The organism is Rhodanobacter sp. FW106-PBR-R2A-2-24 (assembly GCF_058789615.1).
On the sequence record NZ_JBYTBV010000002.1, the window covers coordinates 468236 to 493467 of the forward strand.

Consider the following 25232-nt stretch of genomic DNA (forward strand, 5'->3'; position numbering starts at 1 on the left):
CATGAGTCAGCACTTGCACATCGTCTGCCCGCACTGCCAGGCGGTGAACCGCCTGCCGGCCGAACGCCTCGCGGCAGCCCCCAACTGTGGCCAGTGCCACCAGCCGCTGTTCGAGGGGCACCCGCTGGCGGTGGGCGAAGCGGCCTTCCAGCAGCACCTCGCACGCAACGACATCCCGGTACTGGTGGACTTCTGGGCGCCCTGGTGCGGCCCTTGCCAGATGATGGCGCCGCATTTCGTGCAAGCCGCCGCGCAGCTCGAACCGCAGCTGCGTCTGCTCAAGGTGGATACCGAAGCGGAGCCGGCATTGGGCGCGCGCTATGCCATCCGCAGCATCCCCACGCTGGCCTTGTTCCGTGGCGGCCGCGAGGTGGCGCGCCAGGCCGGCGCCATGCAGGCGGCCGGCATCGTGCAATGGGCGCGCGCGCAGGGCACGTAGCCGTTTCAGACCAGGGCGTCGCCCGGCCCCCATGGCCGCGCCCGCACCAGCAACTCGCGTAAACCGGCATCGTCCAGCGCGGCCAGCTGTGCTTCCGCCTCGGGCAGGGTCTGCGTCGCCATCAGGGTCTGGCGCAAACCCTCGCCGCGTAGCGGGCTGAAGATCAGCGCGATGTTGCCGTAGGAGGCTTCCAGCAGGGCCGCCTGCCAGGTGCACCCCCGGGTGTCGTCAAAACTGCGCATGCCATGGCCTCATGTGGGGTTCCGATCGCTGGGCACTATGCCGCCACGGCGCGGAAACGGCGCTGATGGAGGTCAACGTGCGATCCATCGCGACACGGCGAGTGACCCGCGGAGCCGCGCAACCCACCGTGGCGCATCGGCACCTCAGCCGAAAGGCTGCTCGATCGATGGGCTTTGCGGCGTGAACCAGCGCGCGCCGTCCATGCCCACGTACATGTCGTCCTCCAGCCGCACGCCGAACTCGCCGGGGAGGTAGATGCCGGGTTCATCACTGAAGGCCATGCCGGCCTCGATCTTCCGTGTATTGCCCTCGACGAGGTAGTACCACTCGTGCATGTCCATGCCGATGCCGTGGCCGAGGCGGTGCGGGAAATAGGTGTAGCCGGGGCCGTAGCCGGAATCGGCGATCACCTTGCGCGCGGCCGCATCCACCGACTCCATCGTCGCGCCCGGATGCGCCGCCGCGAGCGCGGCCTGCTGCGCCGTGCGCACGATGTCGAACACCTGCTTCATCTTGTCGCTGGCCTTGCCCAGCGTGAAGGTCCGCGTGATGTCGCTCTGGTAGCCCGCAACAAAGCAGCCGTCGTCCAGCATCACCGGCGTGCCCTCGCGGATCACCTGCGGCTCGCGCGAGCCGTGCGGCAGCGCGGTGTAGGTGCCCACGTTGATGCTGGCCTCGCCGCGCAGACCCATGCGCGCGTAACCGGCATCCACCCATGCTGCGATGTGCTGCTGGGTCATGCCGGGTTCCAGGCCCTGCCAGATCGCCTTGTACAGGGCCAGCGTGGCGTTGTTCGCCACCTGCATCAGCGCGAGCTCCGCCGGGCTCTTGATCGCGCGGCAGCCCGCCGTGACGGGCGTGGCCAGCGCCAGCTTCGCCTGCGGCAAGGCCGCAGCGATGCCGGTGGCGCGGAAGTACGGCACCTTCTCCTCGATACCCAACGTGCCGGTGCCGGCGCCCCTCTCGCGCATGGCCTGGGCGAGCAGCGCATACGGGCTCTCGTGCTCCTGCCAGGTGCGCACGTCGTGGCCAAAGCGGATCTGCTCCAGCGCGCGGCTGCGCTCGAACGCGGGCACGACGTACACCGGCTCGCCCGAGCACGGCAGCAACATGCCCATCAGCCGCTCGCTGGTCCACCAGTGCATGCCGGTGAAGTAGTCCAGCGTGGCCCCGCCATCGAGGTAGATCGCATCCATGCCGAACCGGCCCATCAAAGCCTGCGCCTTCGCCAGTCGCGCGCGGCGCTCATCGTCGGTGATCGGCACGATGCGCGAAGTGACCGGCGACAAGGCGAGGATGGCGGCTGGCAGCTTGCTGGCCGCCGCCGGCTCGACCTCTGTCTGGCCGCCCAGCGCGGCCAGCGGCAAGGCGACGGCGCCCAGCGCCGTGGATTTCAGGAAGCGGCGGCGACCAGGCTGGGACACGCTTTGAAGATGGCGCATGGGGCTCTCCCGGGGCAGTCGGCTATTTCCGCACACCCGCACCGGCTTGGCCACTGGAAAACGCACTCGCCACGGGGCGATGAAACATCGCGTCAGGGCAAGGCGTCGACGATCACTCCCATTCGATCGTCGCCGGCGGCTTGCCGCTGATGTCGTAGACCACACGGGAGACGCCGCGCAGCTCGTTGATGATGCGGTTGGAAACTTTGCCGAGGAAATCGTACGGCAGGTGCGCCCAGTGCGCGGTCATGAAGTCGATGGTTTCCACCGCGCGCAGCGCGATCACCCATTCGTAGGCACGCGCGTCGCCTACCACGCCCACCGACTTCACCGGCAGGAACACGGCGAACGCCTGGCTGGTCTGGTCGTAGAGGTCGGCCTTGCGCAATTCGTCGATGAAGATGGCGTCGGCGCGGGCGAGCAGCTCGGCGTATTCCGGCTTCACTTCGCCCAGGATGCGTACGCCCAGGCCCGGGCCGGGGAACGGGTGGCGGTAGACCATTTCGCGCGGCAGGCCCAGCGCCACGCCGATGCGGCGCACCTCGTCCTTGAACAGCTCGCGCAGCGGCTCGACCAGCTTGAGCTTCATGTGCGCCGGCAGACCACCCACGTTGTGGTGGCTCTTGATGACATGGGCCTTGCCGGTCTTGCTGCCGGCGGACTCGATCACGTCGGGGTAGATGGTGCCCTGCGCCAGCCACTTGGCGTTGCTGAGCCTGGCCGATTCCTCGTCGAAGATCTCCACGAACAGGCCGCCGATGATCTTGCGCTTGGCCTCCGGATCGGCCACGCCTTCCAGCGCCTTGAAATAGCGCTCGGCGGCGTTGACGCGGATCACCTTGACGCCCATGTGCGCGGCCATCGTGGCCATCACCTGGTCGCCTTCCTGGAAGCGCAACAGGCCGGTATCCACGAACACGCAGGTGAGCTTGTCGCCGATGGCCTTGTGCAGCAGCGCGGCGACCACGGAGGAATCCACGCCGCCGGAGAGGCCGAGGATCACCTCGTCCGACCCCACCTGCGCGCGCACGCGCGCGATCTGGTCGTCGATGATGTTGGCCGCCGTCCACAGCGTGGCGCAGCCGCAGATCTCGGTGACGAAACGCTTGAGCAGCGCACTGCCCTGCTTGGTGTGCGTCACCTCGGGGTGGAACTGCACGCCGTACCAGCGCTTCGCCTCGTTCTCCATCACCGCGACCGGAATGCGGTCGGTGGTGCCAGTGACGACGAAGCCCGGCGGAATTTGGGAAACGTGGTCGCCGTGGCTCATCCACACGTCGAGACGATGTGCATCGGCGTGATCGCTGAGATTGGCAAACAGACGGCTGTTCGCGGCGACATCCACGCAGGCATGACCGAACTCGCGCTGGTCGGCGGCTTCCGTGGCGCCCCCCAATTGCGCGGCCAGCGTCTGCATGCCGTAGCAGATGCCGAGGATCGGCAGGCCCGAGTCGAACACTTCTTGCGGCGCCTTGGGCGCGCCCGGCAACGTAGTGGATTCCGGGCCACCCGAAAGGATGATGCCCTTGGCGCCGAAGGCGGCGATCTCCTCGGGCGCGTGATCCCAGGCCCAGATCTCGCAGTACACGCCCAGCTCGCGCACGCGGCGCGCGATGAGCTGCGTGTACTGCGCGCCGAAATCGAGGATGAGGATTTTGTCGGAATGGATGTTGGACATCGGGACTCGGCTTTCCTCAGGAATTGAGCCGATAGTTCGGCGCTTCCTTGGTGATCTGGATGTCGTGCGGATGCGCTTCGGTGACGCCGGCGGAAGTCACCTTGACGAACTGCGCCTTGGCGCGCACGTCCTCGACGGTGGCGGCGCCGAGGTAACCCATCGAGGCACGCAGGCCGCCGATCAGCTGATGGATGATGTTGCTCAGCGGGCCGCGGTAGGGCACGCGACCTTCGATGCCTTCGGGCACCAGCTTGTCGGCGTCGGCCTCGTTGTCCTGGAAGTAGCGATCCTTGGAGCCGAGCTGCATCGCGCCGATCGAGCCCATGCCGCGATAGCTCTTGTACGAGCGCCCCTGGAACAGTTCCACCTCACCCGGCGATTCCTCGGTGCCGGCGAACATCGAGCCGAGCATCACCGACGACGCGCCCGCGGCCAGCGCCTTGGGGATATCGCCCGAATAGCGGATGCCGCCGTCGGCGATCAGCGGGATGGAATCCTTGAGCGCGCTCGCCACCATGTCGATCGCGGTGATCTGCGGCACGCCCACGCCGGCCACCACGCGGGTGGTGCAGATCGAACCCGGGCCCACGCCCACCTTCACCGCGTCGGCGCCCGCGTCGCGCAGCATCAGCGCGGCGTCGCCGGTGACGATGTTGCCGGCCACCACCTGCACCTGCGGGTAGTGCTTCTTCACCCAGGCCACGCGGTCGATCACGCCCTGCGAGTGACCGTGCGCGGTGTCCACCACCAACACGTCCACGCCGGCCGCGACCAGCGCCTCGACGCGGCGCTCGGTGTCGCCGCCCACGCCCACCGCCGCGCCGACCAAGAGCGCCTCGTTGCGATCCTTCACCGAACGCGGGTTGTCGCGCGCCTTCTGGATGTCTTTCACGGTAATGAGGCCGCGCAGCTGGAAGTCGTCGTTGACCACCAGCACCTTCTCGATGCGATGCTTGTGCAGCAGCTGCAGCACCTCGTCCTGGCTGGCGCCCTCCTTCACCGTCACCAGGCGTTCCTGGCGCGTCATGATGTTCTTCACCGGATCGTCGGGCTTGCGTTCGAAACGCATGTCGCGGCTGGTGACGATGCCCACCAGCTTCTCGCCGTCCACCACCGGCACGCCGGAGATGTTGTGCGCGTGGGTGAGCTTGAGCACGTCGCGGATCGAGGTGTCCGGACTCACGCTGAAGGGGTTGCGGATCACGCCGGCCTCGAACTTCTTCACCAGGCGCACTTCGGCGGCCTGCTGTTCGGCGGTCATGTTCTTGTGGATGATGCCGATGCCGCCCTGCTGCGCCATGGTGATGGCGAGGCGCGCCTCGGTCACGGTATCCATCGCGGCGGACACGATGGGGATGTTCAGGCGCAGGCCGCGGGTGAAGCGGGTGGACGTGTCCACGTCGCGCGGCAACACGTTGGAGTGACCGGGAACGAGGAAGACGTCGTCGTAGGTGAGAGCCTCGGCGAGAATGCGCATGGAAGAAAGCCCCGCGGCAAAGAGAGGATTATACGCGGCACCGCAGCATGCCTGCCAGCGCGGCGGCTGAACGATCAGCCCGCGTCGCGCGCCGATGCCGCTTCCAGCGTGTTTTCCATCAGCGTGGCCACGGTCATCGGGCCGACGCCGCCGGGCACCGGCGTGATCCAGCTGGCGCGCTCGGCGGCGGGTGCGAACTCCACGTCGCCCACCAGCCGACCGTCGTCCAGCCGGTTGATGCCCACGTCGATCACCACCGCGCCCGGCTTGATCCACTCCCCCCTGACCAGCCCCGGCTTGCCGGCGGCGACGATCACGATATCGCCTTGCCGCACGTGGCTTTCCAGGTCGCGCGTGAACTTGTGGCAGCAGGTGGTGGTGCAGCCGGCAATCAGGAGCTCCAGCGCCAACGGCCGCCCCACGTGGTTGGAGACGCCCACCACCACCGCGTGCTGGCCGCGCACCGGACGGTCGGTGTGGCCCAGGAGGGTCATCACCCCCTTCGGCGTGCACGGACGCAGGCCGAAGCGGCGCAGCGCGAGGCGACCGACGTTGATGGCCTGGAAGCCGTCCACGTCCTTGAGCGGATCGATGCGGTCGACCAGGGCATCCTCGTCGATGTGGTCGGGCAACGGCGACTGCACCAGGATGCCGTGCACGGCGGGGTCAGCGTTCAGGCGGTCGATCAGCGCGAACAGTTCAACCTGCGTGGTCGTGACCGGCAGGTCGAAGCCGAAGGAGTGGAAACCCACCTGCTGGCAGGCCTTGCGCTTGTTGCGCACGTATACCGAGGACGCCGCGTCGTCGCCCACCAGCACCACCGCGAGGCCTGGCACGGCCCGCCCCTGCGCCGTGCGCTCGGCCACGCGCTTGCCAATGCGCTCCAGCAGTTCCTGCGCGATGCGTTTGCCGTCGAGGATGCGTGCGCTCATGTTGATGCCTGGCCCAAAGACGCGACATTATCCAAGCTCCAACCGCAGCGCACAAACGCCGATGCCGAAGCCTGCCCCGCCCGTGCCGCAACTGCTCACCGACGAACGGCTCATGCTGGCACCGTGGCGCGGCGGGGACGCCGCCGAGCTGCGCGACGCGGTGCACGAATCCAGCGCCAGCGTGGGCCGCTGGCTGCCGTGGTGCCACGCCGGTTACGGCATGGAACACGCCCTGGCGTGGACGGCGCAATGCCGCGCCACATGGCAGGCCGGCACGCAGTTCGCCTTCGCGGTGCGCGATGCCGCCAGTGGCGAGCTGCTGGGTGGCTGCGGGCTCAGCCAGCTCGGGAACCCGCACCATCACGCCAACCTGGGCTACTGGGTACGCGAATCGCGCCAGCGGCAAGGCGTCGCCGTGGCCGCATCGCGCTGCGTGGCGCGGTTCGGCTTCGAGTCGCTGGGCCTTGCCCGCATCGAGATTGTCGCCTTGCTGGACAACCACGCCAGCCGCCGGGTGGCGGAGCGACTGGGCGCGATCTTCGAGGGTCGGTCGCGGCAGCGGCTGTGGGTCTGGGATCGCGCCCACGACGCGGCGGTGTATGCGCTGGTTCCCGCCGACTTCGCTCAGCCGGCGGCGCAGGACGCGGCGACGTCTTCGTAACCGGTGAAGCGCGCGGCGGCGCCGCAGCCCGGGCAGCCCGGGTCGCGCGGCAGGCGCGTTTCACGGAAACGCATGCCCAGCGCATCGAAGGACAGCAACCGGCCAACCAACGACTCGCCCAGCCCAAGGATCAGCTTCAGCGCCTCGGTAGCCTCAAGCAGGCCCACGATGCCGGGCAGCACGCCGAGCACGCCGGCCTCGCTGCAGTTGGGCGCATCGGCGGCATCCGGCGGCGCTGGGAACAGGCAGCGGTAGCAAGGGGAATCCTCCCGGCGCGGGTCGAACACGCTGACCTGGCCGGCAAAACGCTCCACCGCGCCGTAGACCATCGGCATCGCCAGGCGCCGCGTGGCGGCCGCAAGCAGGTAGCGCGCCGGGAAGTTGTCGGCGCCATCGATCACCAGGTCGTGGTCGGCAAGCAGGCGTTCCACGTTGTCGGCGCGCAGGCGTTCGTTGCACGCCACGATGCGCACGCGCGGGTTCAGCGCGGCGAGCGCGATGCGCGCGGATTCGGTCTTGGCCATGCCCACGCGCGCATCGGCGTGGAGCACCTGGCGATGCAGGTTGGAGCGTTCCACGCGGTCGTCGTCGATCACGGTGAGCTGACCCACGCCGGCGGCCGCGAGATACAGCGCCGCCGGCGCGCCGAGACCACCGGCGCCCAGCAGCGCGACCTTCGCCGCTGTCAGCTTCGCCTGCCCCGCCTCGCCCACCTGCGGCAGGCGCAGCTGACGCGCGTAGCGCTCGCTGGCGTCGGTGTCCAGCACGCCGACGGCCACGGGCAGGCCTTCGGCCTTCCAGCGCGCGTAACCGCCAGCCACCGAAGCCACCTCGCGATAGCCCAATCGCCGCAGCGCTTCGGCCGCGAGCAGCGAGCGCTGGCCGCTGCCACACAAGGTGAAGAGGGGCCGCGCGCGATCCGGTTCCAACTGCTCGATACGCAGTTCGAGGAAGCCACGCGACAAGCCCAGCGCGCCGGCGGGCATGCCGCCCGCACGTTCGCCGTCTTCGCGCACGTCGATCAGGAGCGCGCCTTGCGCCTGCCGGGCCAAGGCTTCGGCCGGCGCGGCTTCCGGGATGGCGGCGCGCAACTCGTCCAGCCAGTAATCACGCTCGGTCGGAAGATTCATGCCGCCAAGTATAAGAGCCTGTTCAATATCTCCGCATGGCCCGCGCCGGGAGCTGTTTGCGCGCAGGCCAAGGAAGAACGAAGGAGTGGACGTCCGTCCACGACTGAGTGATGACGCGGGCATGTGGGCAAACAGACCCGGCCCCTCGGGTTGTCTTGCCGTGGCCGCCATGCGGAGATATTGAACAGGCTCTAAGACCTACTTGCCGCGCTTTTTTATCTCGCGAATCATGCGCTGGCGCTTGCGCTGCTGCGCTTCGGTCAGCACGTTCTTCTTGCCGGCGTAGGGGTTCTCGCCTTCCTTGAACACGATACGGACGGCCGTGCCTTCCAGCTTGTAGCGCTGGCGGAAGAAGTTTTCGAGATAGCGCTGGTAGGACGGCGCGATGTGCTTGGTGCGGCTGCCGTGGATCACGATGGTGGGCGGATTGCTGCCGCCGGGGTGGGCAAAGCGCAGTTTGGGCGCATGCCCGCGCACCAAGGGCGGCTGGTAGGCGGCATAGGCCTTTTCCAGCGCCCGGGTAAGGTCGGAGGAGCCCAGTTCCTTCATCGCCGAGGCGTGTGCGCGCACCACCGCGCGCATCAGTTCGCGCAGGCCCGAACCATGCAGTCCGGAAATGTAGACGTGCCTGGCCCAGCCCACGAACTGCAGCCGGCGCGCCAGCGCTTCCTGGCAACGCTCGCGCTGGTAGGCGTCCAGCCCGTCCCACTTGTTCACCGCGATCACCAGCGCCCGGCCTTCGTCCAGTGCGTGGCCGATCAGGGTGAGATCCTGGTCGGCGAGGTTCTCGCGGGCGTCGACCAGCAGCACCACCACCTGCGCGGCGGCCATCGATTGCAGGGTCTTGATGACGCTGAACTTCTCCACCGCCTCCTCGACGCGCGCGCGGCGACGCACGCCGGCGGTGTCGATCAGGGTGTACTTGCGACCGTCGCGCTCCAGCGGCACGCGGATCGGATCGCGCGTGGTGCCGGCCACGTCGGAGACGATCAGGCGATCCTCGCCGAGCAGGCGGTTGATGAGGGTGGATTTGCCCGCGTTGGGGCGCCCCACGATGGCCACGCGAATGCTGCCATCCTCGTCGGGCACGGCGTCGGCGTCGTCGGCTTCGGGCAACAGCGGCACCACGGCGGCGAGCAGGCGATCCGTGCCGCGATTGTGCGCGGCCGACAGCGGCAGCGTGATGGCGATACCCATCGCGGCGAATTCGGCCAGTGCCTCGCCTTCATCCAGGCCATCGGTCTTGTTGACCGCGGCGATGATGGGTTTGCCGCTGCGCCGCAGCTCGGCGAGGATGCCGCGATCCTGCGGCAACAGGCCATCGCGCGCATCGAGCACGAACACCAGCACCTGCGCCTCGGCAATGGCCTGGCGCACCTGCTGCGCGGTGAGCGCGTCGATCCCTTCCTCCACACCGGAGAGGCCGCCGGTGTCGACCACCACGAAGGGGCGATTTTCCGCCAGATGACAGATGCCGTAGTGGCGATCGCGCGTAACGCCTGGCAAGTCGGCCACCAGGGCGTCGCGACTCCTCGTCAGCGCGTTGAAAAGGGTCGATTTACCGACATTGGGACGACCGACCAGGGCGACGACGGGCAACATGATGGGGGCATGGTTCCTGCGATCAGTGCGCGGTCAGACGGTAGGCGCCGATATGGCCCTTCACGTCCTCCACGTACACGGTGTCGCCGACCACGACAGGTTGCGCGGCGATGGCCTTGTGCGACAGGCGCACGCGCGCGGCCAGCGCGCCGTCGCCGGTCTGCAGCCAGTGCACGTAACCGTACATGTCGCCCACCACCACGTAGTCGCCCTGCACCACCGGGCCGCTGAGCCAGCGGTATTTGAGCTTGGCGTTTTTCCACATGTCCGCGCCGCTGGCGCGGTCGAAGGCCCACACTTCGCCCTGGTCGTCGGCGCCGTAGAGCGCGTTGCCGCCCGCAGCCAGCGCGGTATAGGTGGAGAACGGATGCGACCACAGCGGACGGCCGCTGGGGCCGTCGATGGCGGTGAGGTTGCCGTGGTAGGCGCTGGCGTAAAGCGTGCTGCCGTCGACGAGGATGCTGCCGTCGGCATCGTCCAGGCGTTCGATATCGGTACGACCGTCGCCATTGGCGAGCTTCTGCTCCCACAGCTTTTCGCCGTTGTCCTGCCGCAGCACCACCAGCTTGCCGTCGTCCGTACCGACGAAGACCACGCCATTGGCGGCCAGCGGCGCGCTGTTGCCGCGCAGGCTGAGCAGGGGCACCGTGCTCTGGTCATAGACCCAGCGACGCTTGCCGGTGGCGGCGTCCAGCCCGTAGAGGTGGCCATCCTGGGTGCGCACGATGACGAGGCCGTTACTGATGGCCGGCGTGGCCACCACCTCGGCACCGAGTTCGGCCTGCCAGCGCGGCGTACCGTCCTTCGCGGCCATGGCGTAGACGTGGCCATCGAGCGTGCCCACCGCGAGCAGATCGCCGGCCACGGTCGGGCCGCCGGCGTAGAACGCATCCGGCCGCTTCTTGTCACCCCAGCCGAACCAGCCATGCGTACGACTGCTCTTTTGCCACAGCTTCTTGCCGCTGGCGGCGTCGAAGGCGGCGATCCTGCCGTCGGTGCTGTCGGCGTAGAGCACGCCATCCACCACTGTCGGGCGCAGGCGCAAGCCACTGCGGCCCGCGCCGTCGCCCACGCTTGCACTCCACAACTTGTCGACCTTCACGGTCGCCGTGAAATGCTTTTCCAGCGGCGTCGGCGGCTCGATGTTCTTTTTCTTGAAGGAGTTGCAACCGGTCAGGAGCACCAGCGAACCCAGCGCGACCAGCCACCACTGCTTGTTTACCGCCACTTTCATGAACCCTGCTTTCCGGCCACGGCCAGATCGTCGATTTTCATTTGCACCACGGCATGCAGCGGAGCATCTTCGCCCAGCGCCTTCATTGCCGCCTGATAGGCTTGCCGCGCCTCATCGAGACGCCCAAGCTTGACCAGCGCATCGCCGCGGAGTTCCTGCACGAGGCCAGCGTAATCGCCCGCCGGAACCGCTGCCAGCGTAGTCAGCACGGCCTGACCGTCGCCTTTGTCCAGTTGCACGCGCGCCAGGCGCAGCGCCACCAGCGACTTCAGCGCCGGATCGGCGGCATGCGCCTGCGCCCACTCGAGGGACGCGATGGCCTTGTCCGGCTGCTTGTCCTTCAACTGCTGCTTGGCACGATCGCTAACGGCGAACATCGCATAGGGCGACTTGGCGTAGTCCTTCATCAACTCTTCGGTGAAGGGCATGGCCTGCTCCGGCTTGCCGCTGGCCAGCGCCACCTGCGCCCGCTGGTACAAACCGGCGGCGGCGGCTTCGCTGTTGGCTTGGTGCTGGCGCCACTGCTGCAGGCCAAAAATGCCGATCAGGCCGAGCGCGATGCCCGCGGCGATGGAGAGACCGTTTTCACGCAACCATTTCTGGACGCGCTCGCTTTGTTCGTAATCGTCGTATGCGTCGAATGCCATGCTTCACCGTTCTTGGATGTCGCCCAGGCGCACCCGGGCGCTGCGGGCAGGATGCAGCCTGCCACCGTAGCTCACCCGGTCAGGCGAGGAATAGGCAAGCATAACCGAAATGCACGATCCGCTGACGCGGCATCGCGGTCAGAGATTGGCGGCGCCGGCCTTGCCGTCCGCGATCTGCACGCGGAAGTGCGCCACATTGGCGTGGCGATAATCGTCCAGCGCCACCGCCTGGCCATCGATGCTCGCCTGTGCGCCATTGGCGTTGCCAATGCGCACCTCCAGCGGCTGGTCGCTGCGCCAGGTCTTGCTGCTGCCGGCGGGCAGCAGACCGTATTCCAGGCGGGTGCCATCCTGTTCGGTGACCTCGACCCAACTGGCGGCGTCCAGGCTCAGGCTGAGGCTGTGATTACCCGCCCCCACCGTCGTCGTGGCGGCCTCCGGCAGCGTGGCCGGCGTCGCCGTTTCGTTCAAGTTGGGAAAGGGCGCCATCGAGGCCATCAAGGGTTGCTCCTGCTCCGGCAATGCCTGCGGCGTGGCGGCCGTGGTCGCGGCCGTTTTGTCCGCGGGCGCGACCGTCGACGGCACCAAGCGCTTGCCGGCACGGGCAAGCAACGCATCCTGCTGCGCCACCGGCGAGGCATCCAGTGGCGTCAGGTGACTGAGATCACGATCCAGCGTGCTGCGCACACCAAACCACACCGTCGGCACCACGATCACCAGGGTCAGCACCAGATACGTGGCGGCGGCACGATAGCGATCAAACAGGAAGCGCGAGTGCGATACGCCGCCGGTAGCCACCAGCTCCGGCTCGGCCTGTTGCAGACTGGCCTGCTCGGCGCGGATCGCGGCGGCATCGATGCCCAGGTATTGGCCATATTTTTCGATGTAGCTGGCCAGATAAACGCGGGAATCGCTGCCATCGTGCTCGCCACGTTCGAGCCGCCGCAGCACACGCGCCGGCAGCCTCAGTTCATGGGCGCAGGCTTCCACATCGAGGCCGCGTGCCTCACGGGCGGCGCGCAGGCGGTTGCCGAAAACCGCCTCGTGGGTATCGATCCGGTGCACGGCAACTGCGGGCGTCTCCACGTCAACAGGAGCGGGAGCGGCGTCGAACAGGTCGGACACGACCCGGCTCTCGCCGGTCTGGTGGGTCTGCGTCGAGGTCATGGGCGACTGGCAGCGGGAATCACGGCGTGCGCCTGCTCCGAATCCGGGAACTGGCTCTGCAGGCGCCTGAGATAGGACTGGGCGGCATCCATATTGCCCAAGCGCGATTCGATGTCATAACCAAGCTGCAGCGAAGCCGCACTCGGCTTGCCCAACGCATCGAAGCGTTGGATGAAGGCGCGGGCGCGGAAGGCATCGCCCTGCCGGTAAAGCACTTCGGCGAGGTGGAACAAGGCATCGCCGTTGCGGGGATTGCGCGCGAGCGCATCGCGGAAGCTGGTCTGCGCGCCAGCCAGGTCGTTCACCTGCAGCTGGCAAATGCCGGCGTTGGTGAGCGCCATGTCGGGGGTAGCGTAGAACGGGTCGGCCACGGACTTGCGGAAGTAGCCGATCGACTCCTGCGCCTTGCCGATGCGGCAAAGGAACTGGCCGAGATTGTTGTTGGTGTCACCCTTGCTCGGCGCCAGCCGCTCCGCTTCGCGGTAGTTCTCCTCCGCCTCGGGAAGCTTGCCGATCTTCTCGTAGACAAAGGCGATCACCGTATGCGCAGGGACATAGTTCGGATCGAACTTCAGCGCCAGCTGCAGCTTGGCCAACGCCTCCTGCAAATTGCCGAGGGTGAGGTAGTGCTGCGCCAGCTCGGTGTGGATGCGTGCGGCTTCCTCGCGCTGATCGGCCTTGCTGACCTTGGGTATGTGGGGATCAGACTGCCCATTGCCCCCATTGCCGTTGCCGCCCACCGTCACGCAACCGGCCAAGGCCAGCGCCAGGCCCGCCGCCAGCCACCACTCACTGCGCATGCGTCGCCTCCTGGTTCACACGTTTGCGGATTTCGGCACTGCGCCGGGTGCGATCGATCACCTGACCAGCCAACTGCCCGCAAGCGGCATCGATGTCGTCGCCGCGGGTACGCCGCAGCATGGTGAGAATACCGGCGTTGAGCAACTGGGTCTGGAAGGCGTGGATGGTATCGGCGTCCGAGCGCTGGAACCGCGTGCCAGGGAAGGGGTTGAACGGAATCAGGTTGACCTTGCAGGTGGGCAAGCGGCGCATGAAGCGGATCAGCTGCTTCGCATGCTCGGGCGCATCGTTCACACCCTTCATCAAGGTGTATTCGAAGGTGATCGAGGTACGCGGCTTGCGCGCCACCCAACGCTGGCAGGCGGCGGTAAGCTCGGCCAGCGGGTAGCGTTTGTTGATCGGCATGAGCTCGGTGCGCAGCTCGTCGGTGGCCGCGTGCAGCGACACCGCCAGCGACACATCGATGGCGTCGGAGAGCTTGTCGATCCACGGCACCATGCCGGCGGTGGAGAGCGTGACGCGTTTGGAGGCCAGGCCGAAGCCGAGGTCGTCGCGCATCAGCTTCATGGCGGCGACCACGTTGTCGAAATTGGCGAGCGGCTCACCCATGCCCATCATCACCACGTTGGTGATGCGGCGGTTCTGATGGGTGACGTTGCCGAGGTACTTCGCCGCCACCCACACCTGGCCGATGATCTCGGCGGTGGAGAGGTTGCGATTGAAGCCCTGCGCGCCGGTGGAGCAGAACTGGCAGTTCAGCGCGCAGCCGATCTGCGAGGAGACGCATAGCGTGCCGCGGGTCGGCTCGGGGATGTACACGGTTTCCACCGCATTGCCCGAATCCATGCCGAGCAGCCACTTGTGCGTGCCGTCGGCAGCGGCCTTGTCCACCAGGGTGTTGGGCCGGCCCACGTAGCAGGTGTCGGCCAGCTTGGCGCGCAGCGCCTTGCCGAGATCGGTCATCGCCTCGAAGTCGTCTTCGAGGTTGTGATAGATCCACTTCATCACCTGCTCGGCGCGATACGGCTTCTCGCCGATCTGCGCAAAAAAGGCGCGCAGACCCTCGCGATCGAAGTCGAGCAGGTTGACCTTGGCGGCGATGCCGGGCTGGTCAGATGGAGTGGCGGCTACCTGGTTCATGTCCTTGTTTCAAAGTGCGGCCATGGATGGCCGCTTTATTTGATTTTCGCGTTCACGTATGAACGCACACATCAACCGCCGTGGATTTCCGTGGCGGCGAAGAAATAGGCGATCTCGCCCTTGGCGGTCTCGGCGGCATCGGAGCCGTGCACCGCGTTGGCGTCGATGGAATCGGCGAAGTCGGCGCGGATCGTGCCCTTGGCGGCTTCCTTGGGATTGGTGGCGCCCATCAACTCGCGGTTCTTCAGCACCGCGCCTTCGCCTTCCAGCACCTGGATCATCACCGGGCCGGAGATCATGAACTCCACCAGCGCCTTGAAGAAGGGACGCTCACGGTGCACAGCGTAGAAGCCTTCGGCCTCGGCGCGCGACAGCTGCTTGCGCTTGGCGGCGACGATGCGCAGACCAGCCTTCTCGAAGCGGGCGTAGATTTCGCCGATCACGTTTTTGGCGACGGCATCGGGCTTGATGATGGAAAGGGTGCGCTCCAGCGCCATGGGGTGCTCCGGGAATCGAAAAAGTAAGAGGGTCGGCATCGTGCCGGTGGCAGGCAAAACCGTCGCAGAATGCGGGTTTAGCCGCCCAAGTTTGACAGATTCTACACCTTTGGCAAGCTGTCGGCGGCGGGGTCGGCATCACGGTTTGACGAGCGGGAAAGCTTCCGCGTATCCTCAAACGATCGTTTGAACATTCGCCGTCGCATGGGAAACCCAGCCCAGTGAACCGCACCGGCTCCACCAAGGAACGCATACTCGGCGCCGCCGAGGCGTTGTTCGCCCAGCGCGGTTTCGACGGCGCTTCCCTGCGCCAGCTCACCAGCACGGCCGGGGTCAACCTCGCCGCGGTGAACTACCACTTCGGTTCCAAGGAAAAGTTGGTCGAACAGGTGTTCCGGCGTCGCCTGGACGCGCTGAGCAGCCAGCGCCTGGCAGCGCTGGACAAGCTCAGCGGCCAGCCCGACACCCGCCTGGAGGACGTGCTGGACGCTTTCATCCGACCGGCGCTGGAGCTGTCCCACGACGACAGCGGTGCGTTGTTCATGCGCGTGCTGGCGCGCGCCTTCGCCGAGCACGACGACACCTTGCGCCGTTTCCTGTCCGACAACTACGGGCACGTCATGCGCCAGTTCAGCGCCGAGTTCGCCCGCCAACTGCCGCAGCTCAGCAAGGAAGAGCTGTATTGGCGCATCGACCTGATGACCGGCGCGCTGACCCACGCCATGTCGGGTTTCGGCATGATCCGGCGCAAGGGTGACGTCAGCGAGCGCATGCACCGCGAGCAGACCATCGCCCATCTGATCCGCTTCGCTGCCGCCGGCCTGCACGCTTCCTGAAACCTTTTCACCGTGCGGCGACTGCCGCGCGTCCATCGTTGTCGACCTTAGCCTCGCCCGTTGCCCCACCCCGGAGAATCCCATGACCGCTCCATCCACCACTACCTCGGCGCTGCGTATCCGCAAGGCGGCCGTGCTCGGCGCCGGCGTGATGGGCGCGCAGATCGCCGCCCACCTCACCAATGCCGGCGTCGAAACCGTGCTGTTCGACCTTGCGGCAAAAGAAGGCCCCAAGAGCGGCATCGCCCTGAAGGCCATCGCCAACCTCGCCAAGCTTTCGCCGGCGCCGCTGGCCGACAAGGCACTGGGCAGCGCGATCATTCCGGCCAACTACGACGAACACCTCGCCCTGCTGGAAGGCTGCGACCTGATCGTGGAGGCCATCGCCGAACGGATGGACTGGAAGCTGGATCTCTACCGCAAGATCGCCCCGCACGTCCCGCCTGCCGCGGTGCTGGCCTCGAACACCTCCGGCCTGTCGATCAACGGCCTGGCCGAGGCGCTGCCGGAGGAAATGCGCCACCGCTTCTGCGGCGTGCACTTCTTCAACCCGCCGCGCTACATGCATCTGGTGGAAGTGATCCCCACCCGCCTGACCGACGCCAACGTGGTCGCCGGGCTGGAAGCCTTCCTGGTCACCGCCGTGGGCAAGGGCGTGGTGCTGGCCAAGGACACTCCCAACTTCATCGGCAACCGCATCGGCGTGTTCTCGATGCTCGCCACCATGCACCACACCGAGCAGTTTGGCCTGGGCTTCGACGTGGTCGACGCGCTCACCGGCCCGGCCGTGGGTCGCCCGAAGAGCGCCACCTACCGCACCGCCGACGTGGTCGGCCTGGACACCATGGCCCACGTCATCAAGACCATGGCCGACACCCTGCCGAACGATCCGTGGCACCAGTATTTCAAGGCGCCGGTGTGGCTCGCCGCCCTGATCGCGAAGGGCGCGCTCGGCCAGAAGAACGGCGCCGGTTTCTACCGCAAGGCCGGCAAGGACATCGTCGTGCTCGACGTCGCCAAGCAGGATTACCGCACCTCTGAGCAGAAGGCCTCGGATGAAGTGGCCGCCATCCTCGCCATCAGGAACCCCGCCGAGAAGTTCGCCAAGCTGCGCGCCAGCAGCGACAAGCAGGCGCAGTTCCTGTGGGCCACCTTCCGGGATCTCTTCCACTACACCGCCTACCACCTGGCCGACATCGCCGACACCGCGCGCGACGTGGACTTCGCGATACGCTGGGGCTACGGCTGGAAGCTCGGCCCGTTCGAGACCTGGCAGGCCGCGGGCTGGCAGCAGGTGGCGGCGTGGGTGCAGGAAGACATCGCCGCTGGCAAGGCCATGAGCAGCGCACCGCTGCCCGCCTGGGTGCTGGATGGCCGCGACGGCGTGCACGGCAAGGACGGCTCCTGGTCCGCCGCCGACGGCAAGGCCAAGCCGCGCTCGCACCACCCCGTCTATGCGCGCCAGCTGTTCCCCGATCCGATCCTTGGCGAGCAGTTCGACCAGGGTGTCACCGTGTGGGAAAACGACGGCGTGCGCCTGTGGACGCTGGGCAACGACGGCGTGGGCATCATTTCCTTCAAGACCAAGATGCACACGGTCAACGACCAGGTGCTCGACGGCATCCAGCACGCCATCGGCGTGGCGGAAGAAAAACTGAAAGCGGTGGTGATCTGGCAGCACGGCGAGCCGTTCTCCGCCGGCGCGGACTTGAAGGGCGCGCTGGGCCTCTTGCAGGCCGGCAAGTTCGACGACTTCGAGCACATGGTGGCCAACTTCCAGCGCACCAGCATGCGCATCAAGCACGCGCTGGTGCCGGTGGTCTCCGCCGTGCGCGGCCTCGCGCTGGGCGGCGGCTGCGAATTCCAGATGCACTCCGCGCGCACCGTGGCCGCGCTGGAGTCCTACATCGGTCTGGTCGAGGCCGGCGTGGGTCTGCTGCCCGCCGGCGGCGGCCTGCACGAGCTGGCCGTGCGCGCGGCCAAGGCCAACCCCGCCGATCCGTTCGAGGAGCTGAAAAAGGTGTTCGAGACGGTGGCCATGGCCAAGGTCTCGCCCAGCGCCATCGAGGCGAAGAACATGGGCCTGCTGCGCGAGTCCGACGTGATCGTGCTCAACCCCCACGAGCTGCTCTACGTGGCCAGGAAGGTGGCCATCTCGCTGGCCGAATCCGGCTACCGCCCGCCGCTCTATCAGCGCAACGTGCCGGTGGCTGGCGACGTGGGCCGCGCCACGTTCCAGGCTTCGCTCGCCAACCTGCAGGCCGGCTACTTCGCCTCGCCGCACGACATCGAGATCGCCACGCGTATTGCCGACTGCCTGTGCGGCGGCAACGTGGAGCGCGGTTCGCTGGTGGACGAAGAGTGGCTGCTGGCGCTGGAACGCAAGCACTTCGTGGAGCTGGCCAGGATGGAAAAGACCCAGGCGCGCATCGCCCACACCATGACCACCGGCAAGCCGCTGCGCAACTGACGCACGCCATCGCCCTCCCCTTCAACGGGAGGGTTCGGGTGGGGACGATCGTCCCCGCAAGCCACGACAAGACACCGCCCTGATCCGCGCCACGCGCGCAGGGCCATGGAGAACGAAATGAGCAAGCAAGTCCAAGATGCCTACATCGTCGCCGCCACCCGCACCCCGGTCGGCAAGGCGCCGCGCGGCGTGTTCCGCCACACCCGTCCCGACGACATGCTCGCGCACGTCATCCGCGCCGTACTGGCGCAGGCGCCGGGGATCGACCCGCACGCCATCGCCGACGTCATCATCGGCTGCGCCATGCCCGAGGCCGAGCAAGGCATGAACGTGGCGCGCATCGGCGCGCTGCTGGCCGGCCTGCCCGACACCGTGCCCGGCGTCACCGTCAATCGCTTCTGTTCCTCTGGCCTGCAATCGGTGGCGATGGCCGCCGACCGCATCCGCCTGGGCGAAGCCGAACTGATGCTCGCCGGCGGCACCGAAAGCATGAGCATGGTGCCGATGATGGGCCACAAGATCGCGATGAATCCCGCAATCTTCTCCGACGAGAACATCGGCATCGCCTACGGCATGGGCATCACTGCCGAGAACGTGGCCAAGCAGTGGAAGGTGAGCCGCGAGGCGCAGGACGCGTTCTCGGTGGAGAGCCACCGCCGCGCACTCGCCGCCCAGGCCGAAGGCCTGTTCAAGGACGAGATCACGCCGTTCCAGCTCGACGACCGCTATCCCGACCTCGCCGGCCGCGGCATCATCACCGACAGCCGCACCATCGACGCTGACGAAGGCCCGCGCGCCGGCACCACGCTGGAGGTTCTGGGCAAGCTCAAGACCGTGTTCAAGAACGGCCAGTTCGGCGGCAGCGTCACCGCCGGCAACTCCAGCCAGATGTCCGACGGCGCCGGCGCCGTGCTGCTCGCCAGCGAGGCCGCGCTGAAGAAGTACAACCTCACGCCGCTGGGCCGCTTCGTCGGTTTCTCGGTGGCCGGCGTCAAGCCCGAGGTCATGGGCATCGGCCCGAAGGAAGCGATTCCGAAGGCGCTGGCGCAGACCGGCATCCGCCAGGATCAGCTCGACTGGATCGAACTCAACGAAGCCTTCGCCGCGCAGGCGCTGGCCGTGATCGGCGACCTCCAGCTCGACCCGGCCAAGGTCAATCCCCTGGGCGGCGCCATCGCGCTGGGCCACCCGCTGGGCGCCACCGGCGCCGTGCGCATCGCCACCCTGCTGCACGGCATGCGCCGCCGCAAGCAGAAGTACGGCATGGTGACCATGTGCATCGGCACCGGCATGGGCGCGGCGGGCGTATTCGAAGCGCTCTGAGGCGAGGCTCGCTGTTCTGAAAGCACCCGGCGCCGCAGCGATGCGGCGCCGTTTTCATGGGCGGAACGGAGCCTGCCGCCCGGCGCTCAGAGGCGCCCGAAAACCCGCCGCCAGAGCGAGGGTGGCTTGGGCTTGACGGGCGCCGGCGGCGGCACATAACCCGGCTGCAACTTCTCGCAATCGTGCAGGAAGGCCTGGGTATGCGTCGCCACGGCCGCAGGCGCCAGCCAGAACCCCAGGCGCACCGGGCTGCCCATGATCTCGACCCATGCCCCCAGCGACTTGGCCTGCAGCAGCGGCGCGAGTTCGGCAACCGGCAGCTCGCGGGTGAAAGTCAGCGCCGCGCCTTCCACGCTCGGCCGCTCGCCGTGGCGCTTGTCAGCCGCCACGCCGTCGACATCGAAGTAGGCGTACATGACGCGCGCGGCCAGTTGCGGTGCGCGCGTGTAGCCGACGCTGTAGCGGGCACTCAGCGTGAGCTTGCCGGAAGCACACTGCAACGTGATCTGTTCGGGCTGTCCACGCACCGTCTGCGTCAACGCCAACTGCGGCGCACCCGTCGTGGCTGGATAGCTGGCAGCCAGCGGCAGGCGTCCGTTGTTCGCCACCAGCCACGGCGCCATCGCATCGGCCTCCCACCAGACCATGCCATCCACCACCGGGGCGAGCACCTTGGTCAGGTAATCCGGACGCACGTCCATCACGCCCAGGTAGTCGCGCAGCACCTGGACCGAGGGTTCGCCGTCCGCGCCCGTGGCATGCATGGGCAGCAGCGCGGCGTGCATGCCGATGCGGTCGGCGCCGCTGGGCGTCCAGCGGTACACGCCGCCCAGCCAGGCATAGGCGCAGGCATCCACGCACCTGGCCGGACGCGCCGGCACACCGTCGCGCGTGCTGCTGCGCCAGGCGCCCAGGTGCGTATTGAGCCCGGCCGTGCGGAACATCTCGCCCAGCGCCATGCCGGCGGCGACGTCGCTGCCACTGGCATCCAGATAGACGTCCGCACCGGCCGACACCTTGCCCGACGCCAGCAGGTCGCGCACCTGTTGCACGGCAGCGTCGTCGAAGGTGCCGGCGATGTAGAGCTGCGGTGCCCGCGCCACGCGCAGCGTCATGCGGTCGCTGCGCAGATGGATGGCCAGGTCGGGGGCCGCGTGCGTGCGCGTCGACGCCATCAGCAACAAGCCACTCGCCAAGCCGCCGAGCACGGCGCGTCGGGCCAGGATTCGGTCAGGCAAGAGACGATCCACCACGAACGGAAAGCCGGAAGTGTGGCGTATCGCGGCTGCGCCCTGCATGAACACGCGCGCGCCGGCCGTCGGTTCAGCGGAGCTGGCTGTCCTTGCTGCCGCGGCGGTTGTAGAGCTGGGCAGCACGTTCGGTGTCCTGGGCGCGCTGGCAGGCCACGCACAGGCGCACGCCTGGCACCGCCTGGCGACGCGCCTCGGGTATCGGCGCATCGCACTCCTCGCAGCGGGCCAGGCCCGGGCCATGCTGCAACTGCTTGCGCGCACGCTGCACCGCATCAGCCACGGTGGCGTCGATCTGATCCTGCACGGCGCCGTCGCCGGCCCAACCGGTGGCCATGGGAGAATCTCCGGGAAACCAGGCCCTACCATGCGGCCATCCCGGCACGATTTCCAGTGCCGCGGCGGCGCATTGATTCACATCAGCCGGCATCGCGCCGGGTTGCCTAAGATGGCAGCAACGGCCAAGGCCAAGAATCCTCGACATGGGCATGTTTGAACTTGCATGGCTGCGCGATCTGGTGGGGCCGTCCGGCGGTGCGGCGGACGACGCGGGCCCGACCGACACCCCGCTGGCGCCAGCCGAGCGGCTGTCTGGCCCGATACTCCTGGCCTACGCCAGCCAGACGGGTGTGGCCGAAGACCTGGCCAAGGCCACGGAAGAACAACTGCTTGCCGCCGGCATCGAGTCCACGCTGGTGGACTTCTACGAGCTTGACCTGCCCCGCCTCGCCGCCGCCCGGCACGTGCTGTTCCTGGTCAGCACCACCAACGACGGCGACCCGCCGGACATGGCCGAGACGTTCCACGCCGCAGCGATGGGCGCGCCGGCCATGCTGGGCCGGTTGTGCTACGGCCTGCTCGCGCTGGGCGATCGTTCGTACGAGCACTTCTGCGGCTTCGGTCGCACACTTGACGCCTGGCTGCTGGCCAGCGGCGCGCGACCGTGGTTTCCGCGCATCGAGGTGGACGACGAAGACGTCGCCACGCTGCAACGCTGGCACGACCAGGTCGGCGCACTGGCAGCGGCCACGGCGTAAGCTCGACGACCCGCGGCCTGCCGCCATTCCACCACGCCATGAACGCCCCGACTCCACCGCTCCCGACCCTCTGCCACGAACGCCTCGCGGCGGCTGCTTCGTTCCTGTGGATGGCGCTGCTGGCCCTGCTCACCGCCGGCGGGGTTGCCGCTGCCGCCATCCATGCACCGACGAAGCCGCTGATGTGGGTCGTCGCCTACCTGGTGCTGGTGGGCGGCGTGGCGCAAGGTGTGCTCGGCATCGGCCAGGCACTGCTGCCGGCGCAACCACCCTCCACCACGTGGCGCCACGCCGAGTGGTGGCTGTTCAACCTCGGCAATGCCGGCGTGATCGCCGGCACTTTGCGCGCGGCGCCATCGTGGGTGGCGCTGGGTACGGCAGCCTTCGTAGCCGCGCTCGTGGCCTTTTTGCTCGGCGTGCGCGGCGCCGGCGCCGGCTGGTTGCTGCACGCCTTCCGTGCCGTGCTGGTGGTCACCAGCCTGGGAGCCTGCGTGGGGCTGGCCTTGACGGTGTCCGGCGTGGCAGTCTGATCCACCCCACGTCGGAGGCTTGACCATGCACGCGGAATTCTGGCTGCAGCGCTGGCGCGAAGGCCGCACCGGTTTCCATCGCGGTGAACCGATGCCGCTGCTCACCAAGCACTGGCCCGAGCTGGGTCTGCCCACGGGCAGCCGCGTGCTGGTGCCCTTGTGCGGCAAGTCGCTGGACATGGCCTGGCTGGTGGCGCAAGGCCATCGCGTGCTGGGGGTGGAGCTGTCGCCGCTGGCGGTGACGCAGTTCTTCGACGAACACGGCCTGACCGCCACGCGGCACGACTCGCCCCTGGGCACGCACCACGTGGCCGGCAACGTCGAGATCATCCAGGGCGATGTGTTCGGCCTGGACGATGCGACGCTGGCCACCTGCGCTGGCGTCTACGACCGCGCCGCGATCATCGCCCTGCCGCCAGCGCTGCGCGAGCGCTATGCGCGCGAGCTGTACGCCCGCCTGCCCGCCGGCTGTCGCGGCGTGATGGTGACGCTGGAGTACCCGCAACACGAAATGGACGGCCCGCCGTTTTCGGTGGAAGAAGCCGAGCTGCGCGCACGTCTCGGCGACGCGTGGGAGGTGGAGCGGCTCGAACGCCGCGACATCCTCGCCAGCGAGCCGAAATTCCGCCAGGACGGCGTGACCTCGCTGCACACCGGTGTCTACCGCCTGCAGCGCAAGGTGCGCTGACGCCGCGAACGAACCGCGTCAACGCGGTTGCAGGCGCGCGACGCGCGACGGGCGCGACAAACCCGCCATGCAGTGGTGCCGCAGCGCCTCGTAGGGCATGAGCTTGCGCCGCAGCCAGGCGCGCAACTCCGGACCGAAGACTTTTTCGGCCTTGCGCTGCGGCTTGGCCGGCAAGCCGCTCAGGGCATCGCGCTTCCAGGGCTCGCAGCGCAGATCGGCGACGGCGAGATCCTCGTCCGCGCGCGGAGCAACGGTGGCCAGGCCGAGAAAACAGCACAGTCGGCGCCACTCGCGCTCGCCGTCGGCAAGCAAATCATCCAGGAACACGAAGTGGTGGTTCGGCTGTCGCGCGTACTCATGGTGAATCTGCGCGGCACGGTTCCAGCGCCGCGTCCACAGCACGGTGCCGCCATCGAAGGCAGCGTTGCCCTCGTAACGCAAGTTGGCATCGGCGATGGAAGCCAGCACATCCTCGCCGGGCCGGATCACATGGATGAAGCGCGCACCGGGTACGTGGCGCTCGATCTCCGGGATGTAAAGCAGATGGCAGGGCGTCTTCTCCACCCACATCGCATGCCCCCGCGCCCGGGCCTGCGCATCGAGCAACGCGACGAAACGCCGGGCGCAAGTCCGTGTGCGCAGCGGCCACGCCGGCCAGCGCCAGCCCATCAACCCCGACCGGCTGTCCAGGGCCTGCAGCGAGCACCGCGCGCGTGGCGGCGCCAGACCGAGGCGCTGGCGCAGGGGCCGTCGCCGCGGCCGCGCATCGCGGTCGCCCCAGCGCCACGGCAGATCGCCGCACAGGTGCTCGAAAAACGCCGTCTCCGGCAGGCTCAGCACATCCGGATGGCGAGCCAGCATGGCCTGCACGAGGGTGCTGCCCGAACGCGGGCAACCGACGATGAATGCGTGTTGCATGGTGGGCGACCCCCGTCGCGGCACGTGACGCATGACTCGTTCGGACAACGCATGGATTGGCGCCCGGTTGACCACTGCGGCGCCGCGCGCAGGTTTGCTACCCTGCCGTTCTCTCCACCACGGAGCCAGCCATGGCCACCGACGGCATCCACACCATCGACACCGGCTTCGTGCGACCGGGCTTCGACGCTGCCTATCTCGTCGTGACCGGCGGTCGCGGCGCCTTCATCGACTGCGGCACCCATCACTCGGTGCCGCGCATGCTGGCCGCGCTGGGCAACGCCGGGCTCGCGCCCGCCGACGTGGACTGGCTGATCCTCACCCACGTGCACCTGGATCACGCCGGCGGCGCGGGCGAGCTGATCGCCCACCTGCCGAACGCGAAGCTGGTGGTGCACCCGCGCGGCGCGCGCCACATGATCGACCCCGCGGCGCTGTGGGCCGGCGCCAGCGCGGTCTACGGCGAGGCCGTGATGGAGCGCGACTACGGCCGCCTGCGCCCGGTGCCCGCCGAACGCGTGGTGGCGGCGGCCGATGGCCACGTGGTGGATCTCGCCGGCCGCGCCCTGCACTGCCTCGACACGCCCGGCCACGCCAGGCACCACATCGCCATCCACGATCCGCACGCCGGTGTGTGCTTCACCGGCGACGTGTTCGGCCTTTCCTACCGCGAGTTCGACACCGCGAACGGCGCCTTCATCCTGCCCACCACCTCGCCGGTGCAGTTCGACCCGGAGGCCTTGCACACCTCGATCCGCCGTCTCGTGGCGCTGCATCCGCAGGCGATGTACCCCACCCACTACGGCCGCATCGCGAACGTCGCCAAGCTCGCCGACGACCTGCACGCGCAGATCGACGCGATGGTGGCCATCGCCCATGCCATGCGCGACCGGAGCGACCGCCATGCGGCCCTGGTGCAGGCGCTCACCGGGCTCTACGCCGACCGCGCGCAGGCACACGGCTGGACGCGGGGACGCGCGGCGCTGGTCAGCCTGCTGGCCACGGACATCGAGCTGAATGCGCAGGGCCTGGAGGTCTGGCTGGATCAGCACGCATAGTGCAACCCGATGAGCGACGGTGCCTGGCCGGA

25 protein-coding genes are annotated in these 25232 nt (G+C 68.0%); 9 read left to right on the plus strand and 16 right to left on the minus strand.

The features are described from left to right. Position 1 precedes the first annotated feature (1 nt). Complete coding sequence (gene trxC / locus AC3WQA_RS03245) at positions 2 to 439, plus strand: thioredoxin TrxC (protein ID WP_492673660.1); 438 nt, start codon at positions 2 to 4, stop codon at positions 437 to 439. A 5-nt stretch (positions 440 to 444) separates the two neighbouring features. On the opposite strand, the gene AC3WQA_RS03250 is transcribed toward trxC, so the two are convergent. From AC3WQA_RS03250 to folD, 5 genes are all read right to left on the minus strand, one after another. Continuing rightward, complete coding sequence (locus tag AC3WQA_RS03250) at positions 445 to 681, minus strand: hypothetical protein (RefSeq protein WP_492673661.1); 237 nt, start codon at positions 679 to 681, stop codon at positions 445 to 447. 144 nt (positions 682 to 825) lie between these two features. Continuing rightward, positions 826 to 2124 carry a M24 family metallopeptidase gene (locus AC3WQA_RS03255; RefSeq protein WP_492673662.1) on the minus strand — a complete coding sequence of 433 codons (1299 nt, stop codon included), beginning with the start codon at positions 2122 to 2124 and terminating at the stop codon, positions 826 to 828. Between the two features lie 112 nt (positions 2125 to 2236). Beyond that, positions 2237 to 3802: a glutamine-hydrolyzing GMP synthase gene (guaA, locus tag AC3WQA_RS03260; protein WP_492673663.1), complete on the minus strand. Its 1566-nt coding sequence runs from the start codon at positions 3800 to 3802 to the stop codon at positions 2237 to 2239. A 16-nt stretch (positions 3803 to 3818) separates the two neighbouring features. After that, entirely contained in the window at positions 3819 to 5279 is a 1461-nt protein-coding gene (gene guaB / locus AC3WQA_RS03265) for an IMP dehydrogenase (RefSeq protein ID WP_492673664.1), read from the minus strand. 74 nt (positions 5280 to 5353) lie between these two features. After that, positions 5354 to 6211 carry a bifunctional methylenetetrahydrofolate dehydrogenase/methenyltetrahydrofolate cyclohydrolase FolD gene (gene folD, locus AC3WQA_RS03270; RefSeq protein ID WP_492673665.1) on the minus strand — a complete coding sequence of 286 codons (858 nt, stop codon included), beginning with the start codon at positions 6209 to 6211 and terminating at the stop codon, positions 5354 to 5356. A 61-nt stretch (positions 6212 to 6272) separates the two neighbouring features. Here folD and AC3WQA_RS03275 point away from each other — a divergent pair, with 61 nt between their 5' ends. Then, positions 6273 to 6872 (plus strand): GNAT family N-acetyltransferase, encoded by a 600-nt coding sequence (locus tag AC3WQA_RS03275; protein ID WP_492673666.1) that lies wholly within the window; start codon positions 6273 to 6275, stop codon positions 6870 to 6872. Here the strand turns inward: AC3WQA_RS03275 and moeB are convergent. The 8 genes from moeB to ndk all read right to left on the minus strand — a co-directional run bounded on the left by moeB (position 6836) and on the right by ndk (position 15090). After that, positions 6836 to 8002 (minus strand): molybdopterin-synthase adenylyltransferase MoeB, encoded by a 1167-nt coding sequence (gene moeB, locus AC3WQA_RS03280; RefSeq protein ID WP_492673667.1) that lies wholly within the window; start codon positions 8000 to 8002, stop codon positions 6836 to 6838. The genes AC3WQA_RS03275 and moeB overlap by 37 nt on opposite strands. Before the next feature lie 198 nt (positions 8003 to 8200). Next, positions 8201 to 9604 carry a ribosome biogenesis GTPase Der gene (gene der / locus AC3WQA_RS03285; protein WP_492673668.1) on the minus strand — a complete coding sequence of 468 codons (1404 nt, stop codon included), beginning with the start codon at positions 9602 to 9604 and terminating at the stop codon, positions 8201 to 8203. 22 nt (positions 9605 to 9626) lie between these two features. Beyond that, entirely contained in the window at positions 9627 to 10838 is a 1212-nt protein-coding gene (gene bamB / locus AC3WQA_RS03290) for an outer membrane protein assembly factor BamB (RefSeq protein ID WP_492673669.1), read from the minus strand. After that, positions 10835 to 11485, minus strand: a complete 651-nt coding sequence (locus tag AC3WQA_RS03295) for a YfgM family protein (RefSeq protein WP_492673670.1) — start codon at positions 11483 to 11485, stop codon at positions 10835 to 10837. Before AC3WQA_RS03295 ends, bamB begins: the two co-directional genes overlap by 4 nt. 138 nt (positions 11486 to 11623) lie before the next feature. Next, entirely contained in the window at positions 11624 to 12652 is a 1029-nt protein-coding gene (locus AC3WQA_RS03300; RefSeq protein ID WP_492673671.1) for a RodZ domain-containing protein, read from the minus strand. Further along, complete coding sequence (gene pilW, locus AC3WQA_RS03305; RefSeq protein ID WP_492673672.1) at positions 12649 to 13452, minus strand: type IV pilus biogenesis/stability protein PilW; 804 nt, start codon at positions 13450 to 13452, stop codon at positions 12649 to 12651. The genes AC3WQA_RS03300 and pilW overlap by 4 nt, the downstream gene beginning before the upstream one ends. Beyond that, complete coding sequence (rlmN, locus tag AC3WQA_RS03310) at positions 13442 to 14593, minus strand: dual-specificity RNA methyltransferase RlmN (RefSeq protein WP_492673673.1); 1152 nt, start codon at positions 14591 to 14593, stop codon at positions 13442 to 13444. Before rlmN ends, pilW begins: the two co-directional genes overlap by 11 nt. Positions 14594 to 14664: 71 nt before the next feature. Next, positions 14665 to 15090, minus strand: coding sequence for a nucleoside-diphosphate kinase (gene ndk / locus AC3WQA_RS03315; RefSeq protein WP_492673674.1), 426 nt, complete (start codon positions 15088 to 15090; stop codon positions 14665 to 14667). 221 nt (positions 15091 to 15311) lie between these two features. On the opposite strand from ndk, the gene AC3WQA_RS03320 reads away from it, so the two are divergent. From AC3WQA_RS03320 to AC3WQA_RS03330, 3 genes are all read left to right on the plus strand, one after another. Further along, the gene (locus AC3WQA_RS03320; RefSeq protein WP_492673675.1) at positions 15312 to 15926 is read left to right on the plus strand and encodes a TetR/AcrR family transcriptional regulator; all 615 of its coding nucleotides are present in this window, start codon (positions 15312 to 15314) and stop codon (positions 15924 to 15926) included. 82 nt (positions 15927 to 16008) lie between these two features. Further along, on the plus strand, positions 16009 to 18396 hold the full coding sequence (locus AC3WQA_RS03325; RefSeq protein WP_492673676.1) for a 3-hydroxyacyl-CoA dehydrogenase/enoyl-CoA hydratase family protein: 2388 nt from the start codon (positions 16009 to 16011) through the stop codon (positions 18394 to 18396). A 117-nt stretch (positions 18397 to 18513) separates the two neighbouring features. After that, complete coding sequence (locus AC3WQA_RS03330; RefSeq protein WP_492673677.1) at positions 18514 to 19719, plus strand: acetyl-CoA C-acyltransferase; 1206 nt, start codon at positions 18514 to 18516, stop codon at positions 19717 to 19719. Positions 19720 to 19805: 86 nt separating this feature from the next. Here the strand turns inward: AC3WQA_RS03330 and AC3WQA_RS03335 are convergent, their stop codons facing one another. Next, entirely contained in the window at positions 19806 to 20957 is a 1152-nt protein-coding gene (locus AC3WQA_RS03335) for a hypothetical protein (protein WP_492673678.1), read from the minus strand. A gap of 85 nt (positions 20958 to 21042) precedes the next feature. Beyond that, complete coding sequence (locus AC3WQA_RS03340) at positions 21043 to 21306, minus strand: DksA/TraR family C4-type zinc finger protein (protein WP_492673679.1); 264 nt, start codon at positions 21304 to 21306, stop codon at positions 21043 to 21045. A 145-nt stretch (positions 21307 to 21451) separates the two neighbouring features. Here AC3WQA_RS03340 and AC3WQA_RS03345 point away from each other — a divergent pair, with 145 nt between their 5' ends. The 3 genes from AC3WQA_RS03345 to AC3WQA_RS03355 are packed head-to-tail and all read left to right on the plus strand — an operon-like array spanning position 21452 to position 23224. Further along, positions 21452 to 22006 (plus strand): flavodoxin domain-containing protein, encoded by a 555-nt coding sequence (locus tag AC3WQA_RS03345; RefSeq protein WP_492673680.1) that lies wholly within the window; start codon positions 21452 to 21454, stop codon positions 22004 to 22006. A gap of 38 nt (positions 22007 to 22044) precedes the next feature. Continuing rightward, on the plus strand, positions 22045 to 22536 hold the full coding sequence (locus AC3WQA_RS03350) for a hypothetical protein (protein ID WP_492673681.1): 492 nt from the start codon (positions 22045 to 22047) through the stop codon (positions 22534 to 22536). Positions 22537 to 22561: 25 nt separating this feature from the next. Further along, entirely contained in the window at positions 22562 to 23224 is a 663-nt protein-coding gene (locus AC3WQA_RS03355; RefSeq protein WP_492673682.1) for a thiopurine S-methyltransferase, read from the plus strand. 18 nt (positions 23225 to 23242) lie between these two features. Here the strand turns inward: AC3WQA_RS03355 and AC3WQA_RS03360 are convergent, their stop codons facing one another. Continuing rightward, on the minus strand, positions 23243 to 24142 hold the full coding sequence (locus tag AC3WQA_RS03360) for a sulfotransferase family protein (protein ID WP_492673683.1): 900 nt from the start codon (positions 24140 to 24142) through the stop codon (positions 23243 to 23245). Positions 24143 to 24273: 131 nt separating this feature from the next. Here AC3WQA_RS03360 and AC3WQA_RS03365 point away from each other — a divergent pair, with 131 nt between their 5' ends. Continuing rightward, positions 24274 to 25200, plus strand: a complete 927-nt coding sequence (locus tag AC3WQA_RS03365) for an MBL fold metallo-hydrolase (RefSeq protein WP_492673684.1) — start codon at positions 24274 to 24276, stop codon at positions 25198 to 25200. Positions 25201 to 25232 lie beyond the last annotated feature (32 nt).